Source organism: Streptomyces sp. NPDC002536, assembly GCF_053594995.1.
In genome coordinates, this window is the sequence record NZ_JBSFWU010000014.1 from 1 (window position 1) to 16,446 (window position 16,446).

The window sequence follows — 16,446 nt, forward strand, 5'->3', positions numbered from 1 at the left end:
GCTCGCCAACCGCAGCCTCAACGGCACCCTGGTGCGTTCGATCAACACCACGGAGGTCGCCGGGGCCCGCAGCCGACGCACCACCCCGGGGGTCCGGGGCGCAGCCCCGAGTACTTCGACTGCGGGAGCGTCGTGGCTTGTCGCGCAGTTCCCCGCGCCCCTTACGGGGCGCGAAGATCCGCCGGACACGCCCTCGGCGGCACCGGTGCCGCCGGGAGCGAGACGACCATCGTCAGACCGCCGCCCGGTGTGTCCTCGGGGGTGAGCGTGCCGCCCATCGCCTCCGTCAGTCCCCGGGACAGGGCGAGTCCCAGCCCGAGCCCTGTCGTGTTGTCCGTGTCGCCCAGGCGCTGGAACGGCGCGAACGCCCGCTCCCGGTCCTGCTGCCGGATGCCGGGGCCCCGGTCGATGACGCGCAGTTCGACCCGCGATGCGAGGACGCTGGCCGCGACGGTGACCGGGCGCCCTGCGGGCGAGTGCCGGGCCGCGTTGGCCACCAGGTTGGCGATCACCCGCTCCAGCAGCGGCGGATCGGCCAGCACGGCGGGCGCGTCCGCCACCTCCTGCACGGCGACGGGGTCGGCCGGGGCCTCGGGCAGGCTGTCCAGCGCCAGCGGCAGCACCTCCGCGAGTGCGGTGGGCTGCAGGTGCAGGGTCAGGGCGCCCGCCTGGATGCGGCTCATGTCCAAGAGGTTGTCGACCAGCCGGTTGAGCTTGGCCAGCGACTCCTCGGCCGTGGCCAGGAGTTCCTCGCGGTCCTCCTCCGAGAAACTGACGTCGCGGCTGCGCAGGGAGCTGACGGCGGCCCAGCCGCCGGCCAGCGGGGTGCGCAGATCGTGGCTGACCGCGGCGAGCAGAGCGGTGCGCATGCGGTCGGCGGCCTTGACCGGTTCGATCTCGGCCGCCGCCTCGGCGAGCCGGGCCCGTTCCACGGCGGCCGTCAGGTGGGCGGCGAAGGCGGTGAGGACGCGGTGCTCGGTGGCGGGCAACGGGCGGCCGCGCAGGACGAGTTCGCTGTCGGTCCCGATGGGGACGGCGATCCCGTCCCCGTTCCCTGCCGGCGCCGCGGGGCGCACCGGCTCCGACTCGCGGTGGCGCGGGCGCAGTTCGACGGACGCCATGCCGAAGGTCTCGCGGGTGCGTTCCAGCAGCACGGGGACGTCCAGTTCGCCGCGGAGGATGCCGGCGGCGAGCGAGGAGAGGGTCTCGGCCTCGGCCGTGGCGCTCGCCGCCCTGCGGCTCAGGCGCTGCGAACCGTCCACGACGGTCGCCACGGTGACGGCGACGAGTGCGAAGACGACGAGCGCGAGGATGTTGTTGGCCTCGTAGACGGTGAACCGGCCGATGGGCGGGATGAACGTGTAGTTGAGCAGCAGCGACGCCGTCAGCGAGGCCAGCAGCGCGGAGATCACCCCGCCGATGCAGGCCACTCCGACGACGGCCAGCAGGAACAGCAGCGTCTCGCTGGTCAGGTTGAGGTCGAGCGGGCCGGCGACCGCGCGCAGCAGCAGGGTCAGCAGGACGGGCAGGACGAATCCGGCCACCGGGCCCGCGATCCGGCGGGTGCGCGACAGGCCGCTGCCGGGGACGGGCAGGGCGCGTCCCCGGCCGGCCCGTTCGTGGGTGACCATGTGGACGTCGATGTCGCCCGAGCCCTCGACCACGGAGTCGCCGACGCCCTGCGGGGTGAGCCAGCGCAGCAGCCGGCCGCGGCGGCTGACGCCGACGACGAGCTGGGTGGCGTTCTCGGCCCGGGCGAAGGCGAGCAGCGCCGCGGGCACATGGTCGCCGACGACGGTGTGATAGCTGCCGCCCAGGGTCTCGACGAGCTGCCGCTGCCGGGCCAGCGCCGCCGGCGAGGCGCCGACCAGTCCGTCGCTGCGGGCGACATGGACGGCCAGCAGGTCGCCGCCCGCGGAACGGGCCGCGATCCGGGCCGCACGCCGGATGAGGGTCTCGCCCTCCGGACCCCCGGTGAGGGCGACCACCACGCGTTCGCGGGTCTCCCACACGCCGCCGATGCCGTGTTCGGCACGGTAGCGCTGCAGCGTCTCGTCGACGCGCTCGGCGAGCCACAGCAGCGCCAACTCCCGCAGGGCGGTGAGGTTGCCGACGCGGAAGTAGTGCGAGAGCGCCGCGTCGATCTTCTCCGGCGCGTAGATGTTGCCGTGCGCCATGCGGCGGCGCAGGGCCTCGGGGGGCATGTCGACGAGCTCGATCTGGTGGGCGCGGCGCACGACTTCGTCGGGGACGGTCTCGCGCTGCGGCACATCGGTGATCTTCTCGACGACGTCGTTGAGCGACTCCAGATGCTGGATGTTCACGGTGGTGACGACGTCGATGCCGGCGGCGAGCAGCTCCTCGACGTCCTGCCAGCGCTTGGTGTTGCGCACGCCGGGCGCGTTGGTGTGCGGCAGCTCGTCGATCAGCACCACGTCCGGGCGGCGCGCGAGGACCGCGTCGAGATCGAGTTCGGTGACCTCCATGCCCCGGTAGCTGCGCCGCTGCCGGGGCACGGCCTCCAGGCCCTCCAGCATCTTCTCGGTGTGCGGCCGCCGATGGCACTCGGCGAAGCCCACCACGACGTCGGTGCCGCGCTCGGCGCGGCGCCGTCCCTCGTCCAGCATCCGGTAGGTCTTGCCGACCCCGGGGGCGGCGCCGAGATAGACCTTGAGTCTGCCGGGAGGCCTGCGCCGTTCCCGGGGAGGCGCGCTGACCTGGGCCATGAGGTGCTCCTTCCTTAAATGGTCCACACCTCATCGTCGGGCCGGAGAACCCCGATCGCGGTACCGGACGGCCACGTTGACGCATTCCTGACCTGTGATCTTTGACGCGGAGCCGCGCAGCGGCGGAGTTCACTGAGTTGTCAGTGGGTCGCACCAGAATGGTCACATCAATTGGAGGGGGGTGTTCCTATGCTGTCCGGTCGCCGGTACCGGCTTGAGCTGACGGACGAACAAGCCGGCATGTGCGAGGAGTTCGGCAACATCTGCCGGTCGGTGTGGAACACCGGCCTTCACCAGCGGCGGGAGTACCGGCGTCGCGGCGCGTGGATGAACTACGTACCGCAGGCCGCTGAGCTGGCCGACGCCAAGCGCGAGCACCCGTGGTTGAAGGCTGCCCCTTCTCACGTTCTTCAGCAGACGCTCAGGGACTTGGACAAGGCGTGCCGGGATCACGGCACGTTCAAGGTCCGCCGGCGTTCCAAGGCCTGCTGGTCCCCGTCCTTCCGGTTCCCGGCCGGGAACCTCATCACCGTAGAACGACTGGGCCGTACATGGGGCCGGGCGAAACTGCCGAAGCTGGGATGGGTCCGCTTCCGCCGGTCGCGCCCGCTCGGAGCTCAAGATCCGCAACATGTCCGTTTCCGCCTCGGGCACGATCGAAGCGCCCGGCTGCCGGGTCGCCCAGAAGCAGGGCCTGAACCGCGTCGTCCTCGACAAGGGCTGGCACTGCCTCGAACTCGCCCTCACCAACGCCGCCCGGCACACGGGCACGCTCGTGGTGAAGGTCAATCCCACGTACACGTCGCAGCGGTGCTCCGCCTGCAGCCTCGTCTCGGAAGGAAACCGCGAAAGCCAAGCGGTCTTCCGATGCAAAGCCGAAGGCTGCGGACACGCAGAGAACGCCGACGTGAACGCTGCGAAGAACATCAAACACGCGGGCGGACAGCCCGTGTCAGCCTGTGGAGACCTCGGCGCCGGCCGGTCCCTGAAGCAGGAACCTGTAAGCCGGGCAACCGGCCGAACCCCCTCATAGGGGAATCCCCCTCGTTCAGGAGGGGGAGGAAGTCAAAATTCGCACGTGACAACCCTGACCGCCACCCTGCTCCTCGTCGGATTCGCCACCCTCGTCGCCACCGGTGCCCGTCACTGGCGGATACCCGCCCCCTCGTTGCTGGTGGTGGGCGGGGTGCTGATGGGACTGCTGCCGTGGGTACCCGACGTCCGGGTCTCCCCGGACGTGATCAGTGTGGCGGTGCTCCCGCCGCTGCTGTACGCCTCGGCGGAGGAGATTCCCTGGCGCGAACTGCGCCGGGTGTGGCGGCCGGTGACCGTGCTGGCCTTCGGCCTGGTGCTGGTCACCGCGGCGGCGGTCGGGGCGGTGGCCGCAGCGATCACTCCGCTGCCGGGCACGATGGCGTTCGTCCTGGGCGCGATCCTGGCCAGTACGGACCCGGTGGCGGTGACCGCGCTGGGCCGGCGGCTGTCGCTGCCGCCGCGCGTCCAGGTGCTGGTGCAGGCGGAGAGCCTGTTCAACGACGCGACGTCGCTGGTGCTGTTCAAGGTGGCGGTCACCACGGCGGTGGCCGCGAGTGCGGTCTCGCTCCCGGCCGCGGGCGGCCGGTTCCTGGTCCTGGGCGGCGGGGGCGCCCTGGTGGGGGCCGCGGTCGCGGGGGCGGCGACGGTGATCCGGCGGCGTACGGAGGATCCGGTGCTGGAGACGGTCGTCGCGCTCGTCACGCCCTATGCCGGGTACGTCCTGGCGGAGGACCTGCACACCTCGGGCGTCACCTCGGTGGTGATCGCCGGCGTGCTGCTCGGCAGCACGGGTCACACCCTCACCAGCGGGTCCGTCCGGCTCCAGGTCCAGGCCGTCTACGGCACGGTGGTCTTCCTGCTGGAGAGCGTCGTCTTCGCGCTGATCGGTCTGCAACTGCCCACGCTCGTCCGGGCACTCGGCCCGGACCCGCACCAATGGCTGCCCGGGGTGCTGGCCGTGGCCGCCACGGTGATCGCGGTGCGGCTGCTGGGGGTGCTGCCGCTGTCCGTGGTGATGCAGCGCCGGCGCGGCGACGGCCCGGTGTCCTGGCGGATCCCCGCGGTGGTGTCGTGGGCGGGGACGCGCGGGGTGATGCCGCTGGCGGCGGCGCTGTCGGTGCCGCTCGCCACGGACGCGGGGGAGGCGCTGCCGCACCGGTCGCTGATCCTGGTGCTCACCACGGGGGTGGTGGCGTTCACGCTGATCCTGCAGGGCTTCACACTGGCGCCGGTGGTGCGGTGGTCGGGCATCGCCCTGCAGCCGGAGCACACGGCCCGCGAGGAGGCCCGGGCCCGGGCGGCGCTCGCGGAGGCGGGGCTGGGGTGCCTGGAGGAGATGGAACAGCTGGAGGCGGCGCCGGCCATCGTCATCGACCAGCTGCGGCGGGGGCTGCTGGCACGGCTGGACCAGGCGGACGCCGACCAGGGGGAGGCGGCGTCGGCCGTATCGGCCGCGGCCTACCGGGAGTTGCGCCGTACGGTCATCGCGGCGGAGTCCGCGGAACTGGCACGGCTGTATGCGGACAACCGCATAGGCGACATGACGCGGCGGCGCCTGCAGCGGGCGCTGGACCTGGAGGAGGCGGGCCTCGGCGAATGAGGCGGAAGGAACAATTCCGGTGCGCCGGGCGCTCTACAGGGTGAAGGAGAACACAACTGTGGGGGAAACCATGTCCGCCAAGTCCGTGAACCGAACCGTCAAGCGCACCGCCGCCGCCCTCGCCCTCCTGCTCACGCTGTCCGTCCCCGCCGCCGCGTTCGCCGCGGAGTCGCCGTCGCCGCCCGTCCGCGCGGGCAGCAGCGACTCGGCCCAGGACCGCGTGGCGGCCTTCTACGGCGCGTACATAGACGCCCGCTCCGGCGAACCCGACACCTCGCTCGCCAACGCCCTGCGCGCCCACTACCTCACCAAGGAGTTCCGCATCCGCCTGGATGCGTGGGAGCACAGCAACCACGTGGACGGCGTCCTCCGGGCGCAGAACACGCCGCGCGCGTGGCAGGTCTCCTACGACAACAGCGGTGCGGGACACACGTGGACGCGGGTGCGGCTCACCTGGGGCGACGACCAGCACCCGACGTACACGTACCTGTCGGTGCAGTCGGACCTGAGCACCAAGCTCATATCCGACATCAAGGTGGAGGACTCGGCGAAGAGTTGAGGCGCCGGACTCAGACGTTGACCCCGAAGTCCTGGGCGATGCCGGCCAGCCCCGAGGCGTAACCCTGCCCGATCGCCCGGAACTTCCACTCGGCCCCGTGCCGGTACACCTCGCCGAAGACCATCGCGGTCTCGGTGGAGGCGTCCTCCGTCAGGTCGTAACGGGCGATCTCCCGCCCGTCGGCCTGGTTGACCACGCGGATGAACGCGTTGCGCACCTGCCCGAAGCTCTGCCCGCGCTGTTCGGCGTCGTAGATGGACACCGGGAAGACGATCCGCGCCGCCTGCGCGGGGACGGTGGCCAGGTCGACCTGGATCTGCTCGTCGTCGCCGTCGCCGCCGCCCGTGAGGTTGTCGCCGGAGTGCCGGACCGAACCCTCGGGGCTGTTGAGGTTGTTGAAGAAGACGAAGTGCTGGTCGGAGAGGACCCTGCCGGACACGTCGCAGAGGAGAGCGGAGGCGTCGAGGTCGTAGTCCGCTCCCGTGGTGGTGCGGACGTCCCAGCCCAGACCGACGGTCACCGCGGTCAGGCCCGGGGCCTCCTTGCTCAGCGAGACGTTGCCGCCCTTGGACAGGGTCACGGCCATGGGGTCCTCCGTGCATGATGCAGTGGGTGTGCTGTCGTCAGGCAGGACGCACGGGCGGGCCTCAGGGTTCCCCGCTTGCGCAATACATGAAGTGTTGACCGGGCGGTCAGTCCCCGGCGGCCTGCGCCGCCTTGCCGAACGCATCGGTGAACGCCGCGCAGAAGGCCTTCAGATCGGCCGGCCTGCGACTGGTGACCAGCACATTGGGGCCGTTCGTGCAGAGCGCGACCTGCTCGTCCACCCACGTCCCGCCCGCGTTGCGCACGTCGGTCCGCAGACTGGGCCACGAGGTGAGGGTGCGGTCGCGCACCGCGTCGGCCTCGATCAGCGTCCACGGCGCGTGGCAGATCGCGGCGACCGGCTTCCCCGCGTCGAAGAATCCCTTCACGAACTCCACGGCCCGCCGGTCCATGCGCAGCGCATCGGGATTCGCGACGCCGCCGGGCAGGACCAGCCCGTCGAAATCCTCGACGCGGGCCTCGTCCAGCGTCACGTCCACGGGAAAGGTGTCGGCCCGGTCCAGGTGGTGGAAGGCCTGGATCCGGCCGCCGCGGGTGGAGACCAGCCGGGGTTTGTCGCCGTGGTCGAGAGCGGCCTGCCAGGGCTCGGTGAGTTCGACCTGCTCGACACCGGCCGGTGCCGCGAGAAATGCGATCTGCATGGGTGCCGTCCTTCGCCGTCTTCTGCTGTCCTTCACTGCTGTCCGGGCTACGGGTGACCGTTCGTGCGGCGCGGAAACACCCGGTGCCGGGAAGGGCGGGCGGAATCCCCCGTACGGCCGCGCGGGGCGGGGCGGCGAGCATGGAAAGGGGAACCTGACCTGACGGGGCGCCGGAGCCATCCGCGACCATGGACGACGAACGGGAGTTGACGTGCCATGACACGAAGGAGCCGGAGATGGAGACACCCCGGGCGCCACGGCGCCGCACCCTGCTGCGCATGATCGGTGCCGGCGGAGCCGTGGCGGCGACGGGGGCCATGACGGCGGCCTGCGGCGGCAAGAAGCACAGCGCGGCAGCAGGGGAGACGGGCCGCCCCCCGGCCTCCGGCGACGACACCGTCATGATCATCCGGCATGGCGAGAAGCCCAAGGAGAACGGCAAGAAGCCGCCCTTCGGCATCACCGAGGACGGCGAGCAGAGCGAGCACGCCCTCACCGTCCGCGGCTGGCAGCGCGCCGGAGCCCTGACCGGCCTCTTCGCCCCGGACGGCGGCACGCCGCTGCGCCAGGGCCTGGTGCGGCCGACCGCCGTCTACGCCGCCTCGCCGCACCACGGCGGGGGAGGCCTGCGGCCCAGCGAGACGGTCACCCCGCTGGCGGCGAAGCTCAAGGTCAAGCCCAATGTCGACCACCGCACGGACGACGAGGCGGCCCTGGCCGAGGAGCTCGTCGGACTGCACGGCGCCACCCTGGTGGCCTGGGAGCACCACCGGATCTCCGCCATCGTCAAGGGCCTGGGCACGATACGGCCCGAGCCGCCGAAGGCCTGGCCCGACGACCGGTTCGACCTGGTCTGGGTCTTCACCCGCAAGGGCGGCGGGGACTGGTCCTTCACCCAGGTGCCCCAGCTGCTCCTGGACGGCGACAGCCCGCACCCCGCCTGACCGGAAACCGGTTATCCGGCCCCGTGCAGGGAATATCCCTGCAGAACGGAAAGGGGGCGGAAATGGCCGTACTTGTCATCGTCCTGCTGCTGGCCCTGATTCTGGGCGGCGCGGGATTCGTGCTGCACGTGCTGTGGTGGCTCGCCATGGCCGTGCTGGTCGTGTGGTTGCTGGGATTCATTTTCCGCAGCGTGGGTTCCGGCGGGAAAAGGGGCCGCTGGTATCGCTGGTGAATTCCGGCGATGACGCCCGGCCGGACGGCGCCCGTATTCCGGGCCGCATTTCCGGCCGGGCGTCCCGGCAGACTCAGCCGGCCGCTTCCTCGTGACGGTCGCCGGCCCACACGGTGTGGAACGAGCCCTCGCGGTCGGTGCGCCGGTAGGTGTGCGCCCCGAAGAAGTCCCGCTGCCCCTGCGTCAGGGCGGCCGGCAGCCGCTCCGCCCGCAGCGCGTCGTAGTAGGCGAGGGCGGCCGAGAAGCCCGGCGTGGGCACGCCGCGGCGCACCGCGGTGGCGACGACCGCACGCCAGGCGTCCTGCGCCCGTCCGACCTCGTCCGCGAACTCCTTGTCCGCCAGCAGCGTGGGCAGCGCGGGGTCGGCGGCGAACGCGGTGCGGATACGGTCGAGGAAGGCGGCCCGGATGATGCAGCCGCCGCGCCAGATGGCGGCCGTCGACCCGAGGTCGATGTCCCAGCCGTACTCGGCGCTCGCGGAACCGATCATGTTCCAGCCCTGTGCGTAGGACACCACCTTCGAGGCGTAGAGCGCCTCCTCGACCTGCGCCGCGAACGCCTCCGCCGCGTCCGCGGACAGCGGCTCGCCGACGGGGCCGGGCAGGGAGCGCGCGGCACGCCGCAGGTCGGTGTGCCCGGAGACGGACCGCGCGAAGACGGCCTCGGCGATCCCGGAGACCGGAACCCCAAGGTCCAGCGCGGTCTGCACGGTCCACCGCCCGGTGCCCTTCTGCTCGGCCTCGTCGGCCACCACGTCCACGAACGGCTTCCCGGTGGCCGCGTCGGTGTGGGCGAGCACCTCGGCGGTGATCTCGATCAGGTAGGAGTCGAGCCGCCCGGTGTTCCAGGCACGGAAGATCTCGGCGATCCGGGCCGGCTCGTAGCCGGCGACCGTGCGCAGCAGGTCGTAGGCCTCGGCGATGAGCTGCATGTCGGCGTACTCGATGCCGTTGTGCACCATCTTGACGAAGTGTCCGGCGGCGTCGGGGCCGATGTGGGTGCAGCAGGGGGTGCCGTCGGGGGCTTTGGCGGCAATGGATTCGAGGAGGGGGCCGAGGGCTTTGTAGGACTCGACGGATCCGCCGGGCATGATGGAGGGTCCGTTGAGGGCGCCTTCCTCGCCGCCGGAGATGCCGGTGCCGACGAAGTGAATTCCCTTGTCGCGGAGGGCTTTTTCGCGGCGGCGGGTGTCGAGGAAGTGGGCGTTGCCGCCGTCGATGATCATGTCCCCTTCGTCGAGGAGGGGTGCGAATTCGTCGATGACGGCGTCGGTGGGGCCGCCGGCCTTGACCATGATGATCAGGCGGCGGGGCTTTTGGAGTGCGGCGACGAATTCCTCGGCGGTCTCGGCGGGGACGAAGTTTCCCTCGTGGCCGTGTTCGTCAATGAGGGCTGTGGTCTTGGCCGTTGTGCGGTTGTGGACGGCGACGGTGTGGCCGTGGCGGGCGAAGTTGCGGGCGAGGTTGCTGCCCATGACGGCGAGTCCGGTGACGCCGATCTGGGCGGTGGCGGTGGTGTCGGGGGTGCCGGGCATTGCGGTGGTCCACTCCTGTCACGTGCGTCGAAGGGGTGTGCGAGGCGTCAACGTCGGAGGGTGCGAAGAGCTTCCCCTCGGTCAGTCGGGCGTCGCCCGGTCATCGTTGCACGGGGTGCTCGGAGGTGGCTGGGTGTGCGCTGGAGGTGGCTTTGGGTCTGTCACTTTCTTCGCCACGGAAGCGTCCGCGTCTGTGGTCCGTTTGTGCGGCCCGGACCATGCGTGGAGTGGGTACGCGTCCTGCGTCTATGGGCTTCGGCGTCAGTCTGTCCAGCCGGAACTCTTCTTCATGGCTGCTAGCCGACCGGCCCTTCGGCCCGGGGGAGGCCGGCGATGATCAGGTCGAGGGCGAATTCGAAGCGCTGGTCGAAGCTGTCGGGGCCGACGTGCGGCAGGACCGCGGCCAGGGCCGGGTAGGTGTCGTCCGGGACCTGGTCCGGGAGGAGGGCCGGTGCGGTCTCCTCGGCGGCCTGCTGTTCCTGGGTGAGGCCCAGGGTCAGATAGAAGATCGACCAGTGGGTCCACGCGGCCGTGCGCGGCGGGTGGCCGGCCGCCAGCAGGGTGGCGATCACGGTGTCGGCGTAGCGCAGCGTGCGGGGCTCGGCGGCGAAGACGCCAGCGACCATTCTGGCGGCGTCGCGGTGGGAGAGCAGCGCCGCGCGGCAGCGGCGGCTCAGTTCCTTGAGCCGGTCGGGGAACGCCTCGGGCAGCGGCTCGTCGAGACAGTGCGCAAGGAGTTCATCGGAGGCCAGTTCGAGCAGGCGGCCCTTGCTGGAGGCGTGCCAGCGGACGGTGTTGTGCTGCACGCCGAGCCGGGCCGCGACGGCGCGCATGGTCACCCCGTCCAGCCCGCGCTCGTCGAGGACCGCCAGCGTGGCAGCGACGATCTCGTCCCGTGTCGTACCCATCCGATGTGCCTTCCCGGTCGGCTTCCGTGCCCCTGTTGTCCAACCTCTGTTGTCCAATGGACAATTCTAGGGCATGCTCACTCTTGTCCAACGGACAAGAGTGAGAGGAAGTGGTTGTCATGCTCGACGTGCTCATCGCCGGGGCCGGCCCGGTGGGGCTCTGGCTCGCCGCGGAACTGCGCCTGCACGGGGTGGAGGTGACCGTCGTGGAACGCCGGGCGGCACCGGACGGACGGTCGCGCGCGGTCGGCATGCAGGCCGGCACGCTGGACACCTTCGCCACCCGCGGACTCGCGGAGCGGTTCATCGAACGCGGCACCCCGGTGCCGACCGGCCACTTCGGGGCGGCGACCACCCGGCTGGACTTCTCCACGGTCGGGGCGGTGCACCCGTTCATGCTGGCGCTCGGCCAGTCCGTCACCGAACAGCTCCTGGAGGAGCACGCGGTTGCCGTGGGCGCCCGGGTGCTGCGCGGGGAGGAGGTCGTCTCGCTCACCCAGGGCCCGGACTCCGTCGAGGCGGTGATCCGAGCCGGCGGCACCCACCGGACCGTGCGGGCCCGCTGGGTGGTGGGCTGTGACGGCACCCGCAGCGTGGTGCGCCAGGCGGCCGGCATCGACTTCCCCGGTCAGGACACCACCATGACCGGGTGGCTCGCCGACGTCGAACTCGACGATCCGCCCACCGCGCCGCTCGCCGCCACCGGACCGGCCGGTTCGTTCCTGGCGGCCCCGATCGGCGACGGCGTCCACCGGCTGGCGGGCCTCTCCACGGCCACCATGCACCACGGCACCGGCGAACCGCTGACCCTGGAGGAGGTGCGCGAGCAGACCCGCACGCTACTGGGACGGGACCTGGGCATCCGCAACCCCCGCTGGCTGTCGCGCTACGGCAACGCCACCCGCCAGGCCGCGCGGTACCGGGCCGGACGGGTGTTGGTGGCCGGGGACGCGGCGCACATGTTCTTCCCGGCCGGTGGCCAGGGCATGAACCTCGGCATCCAGGACGCCACCAACCTGGGCTGGAAGCTGGCCGCCACCCTCCAGGGCCGGGCGCCCGACGGACTGCTCGACAGCTACGACACGGAGCGCCGGCCGGCCGCCCGTGCCGTCATCGACAACACCCGCGCGCAGCTCGCCCTGTTCGCCGCGGCGAGCCCGGAGCAGATCGCGCTGCGCGAGGTCTGGTCCGCCGCGCTGGCCGAACCGCAGACCAACCGCCAGTGGGCCCGCCGGATCGCCGGCTTCGACGACCCGCTCCCCGCCGGCACCACACCCGGCGCGCACCCGCTGAACGGCACCCGCCTGGCCGGCCTCGCCCTGGACACGGCCGACGCACCCACCGCCCACCCGTTGATGCACCACGGCCGGCCGCTGCTGCTGGACCTCGACGGGACGCGGACGCTGTGTTCCGCAGACGGTCTGGAACAGCGGACGGTCACCGTCAACACCGAAGCGGCGGACCCGATCTGGCGGGACGTCACCGCCGTTCTGATCCGGCCGGACGCCCGGATCGCCTGGGCCGGCACCGACACCGACCCGCAACGCCGGGCCGCGGACTGCCTCACCGCCCTGCGCACCCTGTGCCGCTGAGCGCGCTCGATGAGCCCACCCGTCAACGGAGATGCCTCATCGGGAGACGGTGATGCCGGCCTCGGCGATCGATGGGCTGGCCGTGAGCGCATCGATGATCTGCTGCTGAGAGGTTCGCGTGCGGTTGTCCATGGCGGCTCGGGCCGCGACCGGATCGCGGTCGCGGACCGCTTCCCAGACCGCGCGTCGTTGATGCGTGGCCGATGCCGAGAACGGAAGCGAGCCCAAGGTGATCCGCAGAACTCGTTCCAGCTCGTCGAAGACCTGGATGACCGACTGGGCCAGCCTGTCGTTGCCGCAGTTGTCGGCGATGATCGCATCGAATTCCAGAGTGGCGCGGAGGAATGCCTCGATGCTCTCTGTATCGCGTGGCTCGTAGGTCTGGCCGAGAAGTTCTTCCATACGGGCGAGATCATCCTGCGGGCAGCCGCGCTCTGCCGCGAGGGCAGCGGTCTCCGTCTCCAGAAGCCGGCGGAAGGCGCACAGATCGCGTGCCCCCTTCAAGGTCACGGGCAGGATCCGGTATCCCGAGCGGGGGAGCACATCGACCAGCCCATCGCGCCGCAGCCGGGTCAGAGCCTCTCTCACCGGCATGGTGCCGACGTCGGTCAGCCGCGTCAGATCCGTCTTGGTGACATGGGCGCCGGGCGCCAGGTCGAGCTCGATGATCCGCCGCTTGATCGCGAGGTATGCGCGCTCGGTGGCGTTCAGGCTGGGGTGGTCCGTGCTGAGGATGGCGGGCAGATACTTCACGCATCCATCCTAGGGATTTGATATCCCAGTCAGAAGTTCTCGGATCTCAGTGGTGCCCGCCAGACGTCGGCCCATCCGCCCGTCAGACCGCCGCTGCCGTCAGCCGCTTCACAAAGGTGTCTGCGACCTGCGCAACCCACTCCGGATTCTCAAGCGGCGGGTAATGCCCGATGTCGGGCACCCTCAGCAGCTGCGCCGCCGAGCCCATCTCGGCGACCGTGTCATCGACCAGCTCATCCTGCACGAAGAAATCGTCGGTGCCCTGCACGAGCAGGACCGGGCACCGCACATCGCCGAGTCGGCCGCGCAGATCGTGGGAAGCCCACGCTTGACCGTCGAACTGACCGGCCTGCTGGGAGGTGCTGCGCTGAAGCCACCTCAGCTCGGTTTCCTGCTCGGTTGTCAGCTTCTTGCTCGCCGAGGTCACCGCCGCATACTCAAGGTGATCCGTCCAGCCGGCATCGGGCGCGCTTGTCCGACCTGCCAGCAACGCGGCAGCCTCGGCCGACAGCGGTGTCCACGACGCTGCTTGCATCGCGACGACACCTCGATAGCTCTCTCCGTGGTGAGCGGCAAGATCCAGTGCCGTCAGGCCTCCGACAGAGGCGCCGAGCACAAAGGGCGAGATTCCGGGCAGCACCGTGCGCACGAACGCGTGCACGAACTCGGCGTGGTCGTGAATGGAAGTCCCCGGCTGCCACTGTGCCGGGTAGGAACGGCAGTGCCCGGGAAGGTCGGGCGCGATCGCGCGATATCCGCGTTCGGCGAGCAACGGCAGAAGGTGCCGGTAGACCCGAGAGTCCGTGGCCCCCGGGTGAATGCACACGATCGGGACGCCTTCGCCGGCCTCGTCGAAGTAGGTGCGTGCACCGTTGACCGCGACATAGCGGCCCGTGATCGGTTCGAAGATCGCCATCGCTCAGCTCCATTGCTGGTCACATGCAGAGATTTTTGGCCATATGGCAGCGGCTCACTTCATTATTAAGGCATCTAAGATCCCTATGTAGCAAACTGAGATCTCAGTCGCTTCGGTGCCGCCTACCTCGACTACCACCTGCGCGACGGCATCGCGGAAAAGATCGAGTGCCCCGCCCTGATCTGCGAGGCCGTCGAGGACCTGTTCTTCGCCGGACAGGCCCGCCAGCTCTACGACCACCTCAACTGACCCAAGACCCTGCTCTAGTTCACTGCGGAAGAAGGCGCCGACACGCACTGCCAGGCCGGAGCCCAGCGACTGGCCCTCGCCCGGATCTACGACTGGCTGGACGACACGCTCCACCACCGGCTCGCAGCCAAGTAGGAGTACGGCCTCGGGTATCGGGTGGGGACAGGGTCGGCAGGCTGCCTGGTAGTCCGCGTCACCGGCGAGGCCGCTCGCGGAGAAGCACTGGTCGCGATCCCAGGTCGTGTGGAAGCTGCCGCTCGTGTTGGCACCGTCTCGCGCGGACGTGCAGAAGGTGGAGGAACCGACGATGTGGTGGTAAGTGGTGGTGCACTCCCCGGCGTTGAGGACCCCGGCGTTGAGGTCCTTGGTCTGATCACCATCGCTGCCCGTGATGAACGAAAGGTGGCAGGGCAGTTGACAGTCGGTTATGCGGGGAAGGGGCCAGGGGGGTGATGCGTGGACCAGCCGAGGAGCTCGGCCGGGATGTCCAGCAGTTCGGTCATGGCTTCGGCGTGGGGGACGAGGCGGCGGCAGATTTCGTTGATCTGCTCGGGCAGCGCGAGGACTTGCTGCGGTGTGAGCAGTTCGTGTGCGAGGTACCAGCCGGCATGGGGTGCCGTCTGTTCGAGGCAGTGGAGCCGGTACAGGTCACGGAGCAAGGGGCGGGCGGTTCCGGGGACTTCCGGGGCGCACCAGGTGTCGTGCAGGGCCTCGGCCGTGGTGCGCGTGATGTGGGCTTCGGCAAGGCGCTGGGCCAGTTCGGTCCGGGCGTTCCAGGACGCGAAGCCGACGGTCCCGCCCTGGCCGTCCGTGCGCAGGGCCGAGGCGAGCTCGGCGTGCAGGAGGCGTTCCCTGGCGCGGAAGAGGCGCGGCCAGTCGCTCGACGCGGACTCCTCGTCCGGTGGGCGGTAGTCCGCGCCGGTGGCCATCGTCCAGGCGGCATCGAGCAGGATGAGGCGGTTGTCACCACCGGCGGACTGAAAGGCGGTGGTGAGGGCCTGATAGCCGATCAGTCGGTGTTCGGCGAAGAAGCCGAGTGCACCGCATGCCGTGCGGCAGCGGGTGACGGCCGTGTCCGCGAGGACGGCGACGGTGACCTTGCTCAGTGCCAGCGTGCGCATCTCGGCGGCCGACGGCCCGGTGCCGGCACCGCCGCCGGGAGGGATGTGCCAGCTCCGTGCGGTGGCCCGGCGTGCGACCGCGGTGGCGGCCAGGGCGTCGGCCGTGGCGCCGAACAGCAGGCGTTGCTGGTTGAGATGGGTGATGGCCGCGATGTCACCGGCGAGGCGGTCGTGGGTGCGGCGGTGGCGGGCGTGGGTGAGCGCGAAGGCCGCGCTCGCGCGCGCGGTCGCGGCCAGTCCGGCCGTGGCTGCTCCCCAGGCGAAGCGGCTCATGCCCACGCTGCGCCGGGTGCGGGCCTCGGGCCCGTCCAGAGGGTCGTGGAAGGACCCGTCGTCGGCGATGGACGCGCCGTCGGCGAGCCATCTGCGGTACGGCACCCGGACTCCGTCGAAGCGGACCTTCGCGTAGTCCATGGGCAGGAGGGGCGTCGGCGCGAGCGGTTCGATCGTGACGCCCTCGCAGGGTCCGTTCTCGTCGCGCAGCGGTACGAGAAAGAGCGCGGTCCCGCGGTCGGCACCGCCGGCCCGAAGGCGAGCGCTCACCACGGCCAGCCTGGCGAAGCCGTCCAGGCCCACATTGGCCGGACGCTTCATCGCCTCGGGGTTCGGCGTGTGCAGGACGAACTCGCGGGCTGCCGGGTCGAAAACCGCCCGGGTGCGGATGTCGGCGCTGCTGTTGCCGTGGCCGGTCTCATTCATCAGGGCGGCACCGATCCATCTCCCGGAGGCCAGGGCGGCCACGTCCTCGGGCGGGGCGCCGAAGTCGAGTGCGACGCCGATGGCCATGCTGTGGTGCAGGAACATCACGAAGAACAGGCGCGGGTCCGTCACCGCGCTCAGTTCCAGCACGGTCCGCAGCCGGGCGGGGTCCGCCAAGAGCGGTTCCTGGTCGCCGAGTCGGGACTGGAGGTGCTGCAGTCCCAGATAGGGCGCGGCAGGCGACGGCCCCTCGGTTCGGTGCGTCCGGGCGAAGAACGCGTCGGTGAACAGTGCCGCGAGGTCGCCGTCGTAGGGGGCCATGTCCAGTGC

The 16,446-nt window shown here is 70.9% G+C and carries 15 protein-coding genes; 6 read left to right on the forward strand and 9 right to left on the reverse strand.

The genetic code is table 11. The features are described from left to right. Positions 1-161: 161 nt before the first annotated feature. Positions 162-2,726, reverse strand: coding sequence for an ATP-binding protein (locus tag ACWD4B_RS07750; protein WP_451419942.1), 2,565 nt, complete (start codon positions 2,724-2,726; stop codon positions 162-164). 631 nt (positions 2,727-3,357) lie between these two features. On the opposite strand from ACWD4B_RS07750, the gene ACWD4B_RS07755 reads away from it, so the two are divergent. From ACWD4B_RS07755 to ACWD4B_RS07765, 3 genes are all read left to right on the forward strand, one after another. Next, positions 3,358-3,759 (forward strand): zinc ribbon domain-containing protein, encoded by a 402-nt coding sequence (locus ACWD4B_RS07755; RefSeq protein ID WP_451419943.1) that lies wholly within the window; start codon positions 3,358-3,360, stop codon positions 3,757-3,759. Between the two features lie 45 nt (positions 3,760-3,804). After that, the gene (locus ACWD4B_RS07760; RefSeq protein ID WP_451419944.1) at positions 3,805-5,361 is read left to right on the forward strand and encodes a Na+/H+ antiporter; all 1,557 of its coding nucleotides are present in this window, start codon (positions 3,805-3,807) and stop codon (positions 5,359-5,361) included. A 70-nt stretch (positions 5,362-5,431) separates the two neighbouring features. Beyond that, a complete protein-coding gene (locus tag ACWD4B_RS07765; RefSeq protein ID WP_451419945.1) occupies positions 5,432-5,920 on the forward strand; it encodes a hypothetical protein in 489 nt (162 codons plus the stop codon). A gap of 10 nt (positions 5,921-5,930) precedes the next feature. On the opposite strand, the gene ACWD4B_RS07770 is transcribed toward ACWD4B_RS07765, so the two are convergent. Both ACWD4B_RS07770 and ACWD4B_RS07775 read right to left on the reverse strand, forming a co-directional pair. Beyond that, positions 5,931-6,506, reverse strand: a complete 576-nt coding sequence (locus tag ACWD4B_RS07770; protein ID WP_336410869.1) for a TerD family protein — start codon at positions 6,504-6,506, stop codon at positions 5,931-5,933. A gap of 106 nt (positions 6,507-6,612) precedes the next feature. Continuing rightward, on the reverse strand, positions 6,613-7,167 hold the full coding sequence (locus ACWD4B_RS07775; protein WP_451419946.1) for a type 1 glutamine amidotransferase domain-containing protein: 555 nt from the start codon (positions 7,165-7,167) through the stop codon (positions 6,613-6,615). 236 nt (positions 7,168-7,403) lie between these two features. On the opposite strand from ACWD4B_RS07775, the gene ACWD4B_RS07780 reads away from it, so the two are divergent. After that, positions 7,404-8,111, forward strand: a complete 708-nt coding sequence (locus ACWD4B_RS07780; RefSeq protein WP_451419947.1) for a hypothetical protein — start codon at positions 7,404-7,406, stop codon at positions 8,109-8,111. A 62-nt stretch (positions 8,112-8,173) separates the two neighbouring features. Then, positions 8,174-8,344, forward strand: a complete 171-nt coding sequence (locus tag ACWD4B_RS07785; protein WP_451419948.1) for a hydrophobic protein — start codon at positions 8,174-8,176, stop codon at positions 8,342-8,344. 73 nt (positions 8,345-8,417) lie between these two features. On the opposite strand, the gene gndA is transcribed toward ACWD4B_RS07785, so the two are convergent. Next, positions 8,418-9,878 (reverse strand): NADP-dependent phosphogluconate dehydrogenase, encoded by a 1,461-nt coding sequence (gene gndA, locus ACWD4B_RS07790; protein WP_451419949.1) that lies wholly within the window; start codon positions 9,876-9,878, stop codon positions 8,418-8,420. A gap of 296 nt (positions 9,879-10,174) precedes the next feature. Further along, positions 10,175-10,786 (reverse strand): TetR/AcrR family transcriptional regulator C-terminal domain-containing protein, encoded by a 612-nt coding sequence (locus ACWD4B_RS07795; RefSeq protein ID WP_451419950.1) that lies wholly within the window; start codon positions 10,784-10,786, stop codon positions 10,175-10,177. A 119-nt stretch (positions 10,787-10,905) separates the two neighbouring features. Here ACWD4B_RS07795 and ACWD4B_RS07800 point away from each other — a divergent pair, with 119 nt between their 5' ends. Then, a complete protein-coding gene (locus ACWD4B_RS07800; RefSeq protein WP_451419951.1) occupies positions 10,906-12,378 on the forward strand; it encodes an FAD-dependent monooxygenase in 1,473 nt (490 codons plus the stop codon). Positions 12,379-12,414: 36 nt separating this feature from the next. On the opposite strand, the gene ACWD4B_RS07805 is transcribed toward ACWD4B_RS07800, so the two are convergent. The 4 genes from ACWD4B_RS07805 to ACWD4B_RS07820 form a co-directional block, all read right to left on the reverse strand. Beyond that, a complete protein-coding gene (locus tag ACWD4B_RS07805; protein ID WP_451419952.1) occupies positions 12,415-13,131 on the reverse strand; it encodes a GntR family transcriptional regulator in 717 nt (238 codons plus the stop codon). Positions 13,132-13,213: 82 nt separating this feature from the next. Then, a complete protein-coding gene (locus ACWD4B_RS07810) occupies positions 13,214-14,047 on the reverse strand; it encodes an alpha/beta fold hydrolase (RefSeq protein WP_451419953.1) in 834 nt (277 codons plus the stop codon). A 54-nt stretch (positions 14,048-14,101) separates the two neighbouring features. Beyond that, on the reverse strand, positions 14,102-14,410 hold the full coding sequence (locus tag ACWD4B_RS07815; protein WP_451419954.1) for a hypothetical protein: 309 nt from the start codon (positions 14,408-14,410) through the stop codon (positions 14,102-14,104). Between the two features lie 311 nt (positions 14,411-14,721). Continuing rightward, the gene (locus ACWD4B_RS07820) at positions 14,722-16,437 is read right to left on the reverse strand and encodes an acyl-CoA dehydrogenase (RefSeq protein ID WP_451419955.1); all 1,716 of its coding nucleotides are present in this window, start codon (positions 16,435-16,437) and stop codon (positions 14,722-14,724) included. Positions 16,438-16,446 lie beyond the last annotated feature (9 nt).

Bases quoted from the DNA above. Each gene is read 5' to 3' on its own strand.
- ACWD4B_RS07750 (WP_451419942.1), bottom strand. From the start codon at position 2,726: ATGGCCCAGGTCAGCGCGCCTCCCCGGGAACGGCGCAGGCCTCCCGGC.
- ACWD4B_RS07785 (WP_451419948.1), top strand. From the start codon at position 8,174: ATGGCCGTACTTGTCATCGTCCTGCTGCTGGCCCTGATTCTGGGCGGC.
- ACWD4B_RS07775 (WP_451419946.1), bottom strand. From the start codon at position 7,167: ATGCAGATCGCATTTCTCGCGGCACCGGCCGGTGTCGAGCAGGTCGAA.
- ACWD4B_RS07765 (WP_451419945.1), top strand. From the start codon at position 5,432: ATGTCCGCCAAGTCCGTGAACCGAACCGTCAAGCGCACCGCCGCCGCC.
- ACWD4B_RS07780 (WP_451419947.1), top strand. From the start codon at position 7,404: ATGGAGACACCCCGGGCGCCACGGCGCCGCACCCTGCTGCGCATGATC.
- ACWD4B_RS07820 (WP_451419955.1), bottom strand. From the start codon at position 16,437: ATGGCCCCCTACGACGGCGACCTCGCGGCACTGTTCACCGACGCGTTC.
- ACWD4B_RS07800 (WP_451419951.1), top strand. From the start codon at position 10,906: ATGCTCGACGTGCTCATCGCCGGGGCCGGCCCGGTGGGGCTCTGGCTC.
- gndA (WP_451419949.1), bottom strand. From the start codon at position 9,878: ATGCCCGGCACCCCCGACACCACCGCCACCGCCCAGATCGGCGTCACC.
- ACWD4B_RS07770 (WP_336410869.1), bottom strand. From the start codon at position 6,506: ATGGCCGTGACCCTGTCCAAGGGCGGCAACGTCTCGCTGAGCAAGGAG.
- ACWD4B_RS07755 (WP_451419943.1), top strand. From the start codon at position 3,358: ATGTCCGTTTCCGCCTCGGGCACGATCGAAGCGCCCGGCTGCCGGGTC.
- ACWD4B_RS07810 (WP_451419953.1), bottom strand. From the start codon at position 14,047: ATGGCGATCTTCGAACCGATCACGGGCCGCTATGTCGCGGTCAACGGT.
- ACWD4B_RS07795 (WP_451419950.1), bottom strand. From the start codon at position 10,786: ATGGGTACGACACGGGACGAGATCGTCGCTGCCACGCTGGCGGTCCTC.